Source organism: Catenulispora sp. MAP12-49 (assembly GCF_041262705.1).
Lineage (GTDB): Bacteria > Actinomycetota > Actinomycetes > Streptomycetales > Catenulisporaceae > Catenulispora.
Map to the genome: position 1 here is coordinate 1 of NZ_JBGCCP010000087.1, position 1643 is coordinate 1643.

The 1643-nt window shown below is 68.0% G+C and carries 2 protein-coding genes; one reads left to right on the top strand and one right to left on the bottom strand.

What is annotated here, in order from left to right:
- Window positions 1-130 precede the first annotated feature (130 nt).
- Window positions 131-595, top strand: a complete 465-nt coding sequence (locus ABIA35_RS49370; protein WP_370362644.1) for a hypothetical protein — start codon at window positions 131-133, stop codon at window positions 593-595.
- Window positions 596-607: 12 nt separating this feature from the next.
- Here ABIA35_RS49370 and ABIA35_RS49375 read toward each other — a convergent pair whose 3' ends face one another.
- Entirely contained in the window at window positions 608-1510 is a 903-nt protein-coding gene (locus ABIA35_RS49375) for an IS5 family transposase (RefSeq protein WP_370362645.1), read from the bottom strand.
- Window positions 1511-1643: the final 133 nt, after the last annotated feature.

The window sequence follows — 1643 nt, forward strand, 5'->3', positions numbered from 1 at the left end:
AGTGTCTGTTGCTTAACCGAACATAGCCTTTGAGCTGGGAAAATAGTCCCGGCTGTGGGGTGTGATCCGTCGTCGGGAGCGGTAGAGGCTGCGGTGACGGATCTGGGTGGGTGCGGGTGGGAGGCGCGTGATGGTTTCGGTGGACGGCTTGCTGGATGCTCACGAGGTGGCGGTGCGGGCGCGGATCGAGGAGCTGCGTGTTCAGTTGGCTGATGCCGAGCGTGACCTGGAGCATGTGGTCATCACCCGGAACACGCTGCAGGTCGTCACCAAGGGCGCGGGCGTGGTCCGTGCGGTCAAGGCGGTCAAGGGTGCTGGATCAGATCAGGTTCCTGGCGCTGCGGTGGGCCCGGAGCCGACGGTGGTGCCGGTGCGGGGCGAGGGGATGACCGAGCAGGCGCTGCCGGCGGGTTATCGCAGCATGTGGTTGGCGGCGCGGTCGGCTGGTGGCGGGGTGCGGGCTGGGGAGTTGGCCCGGGTGTTGGGGTTGCCTGCGACGGATACGGTGCGGGAGGGGCTGCGGTCCAAGCTCAAGCGGCTGGTCGCGCGCGGCTGGGCGGTCGAGGCCGGGCCGGGAGTGTTCCAGATGGTGTGAGCACCGACTGGTTCAGCGGCGGGCCAGGCGGCGGGTCATCACGGCGGTCATCGCCCAGTGCACCATCGCCTCGTGTGTGTCGGCGCGTCGTTCAAAGTCCCGCACGCACCGCCGTCGTCTGGTGATCCAGCCCAGGGTGCGCTCCACCACCCAGCGGCGCGGTAGCACCTGGAAGCGGTGCTTGTCGGTGCGTTTGACGATGGCCAGGCGCAGTCCGGTGAAGGTTTCGGCGACCCAGGACACCAGGCGGCCGGTGTAGCCGGCATCGGCCCAGATCAGCTTGATGCGCGGGCAGACGGTGCGCAGCCGGGCCAGCAGCGGGCCGGCGCCGTCGCGGTCGTGCAGGTCGGCGGCGGTAACCAGTACTGTCAGCAGCAGCCCGATAGTGTCCACGGCGATGTGCCGTTTGGTCCCGTTAATCTTCTTGCCTGCGTCGTAGCCGCGGCGGGTCTTGCCCACAGTCTCGGCCGCGCGCAACGTCTGGGAGTCCACGACCCCAGCGCTCGGCTCAGGCTCCCGGCCCTGGTTCACGCGGACCGCCCGGCGCAGCCGGTCGTGCAGCACCGTCAGCAGTCCCTGGTCACGCCAGCGGCCGAAGAACCGGTATACCGCCGGCCAGGCTGGGAAATCTGACGGCAGCGCCCGCCATTTGGTGCCGTTGTCGACCAGGTAGGCCACCGCGTCGATCATCTCCCGGTGGCAGTAGCTCTCCGGGCGCCCGCCCCGGCCAGTCATCCACGCCGGCACCGGGATCATCGGGGCGATCACAGCCCACTGGGCATCGGTCAGATCCGTCGGATAGGCCCGCCGGCGCACCGGACGATCGCCGGCATTGCCATGGCGATGAGCCAGACAATCACAGGACACGGCGCGGCGCGTGGCCTCAGCGTCGCCGATCGCGTAGAAAGAAGACAACAGGGCCTCCTGGTGCTCATCGGACTCAACACCCACGAGCTACACAGGAGGCCCTGCCTTTATGCGTGTCTTGACACCAACTCACCCAGACGAGTCCACACCACACACCATGTTCGGTTGAGCAACAGGCACT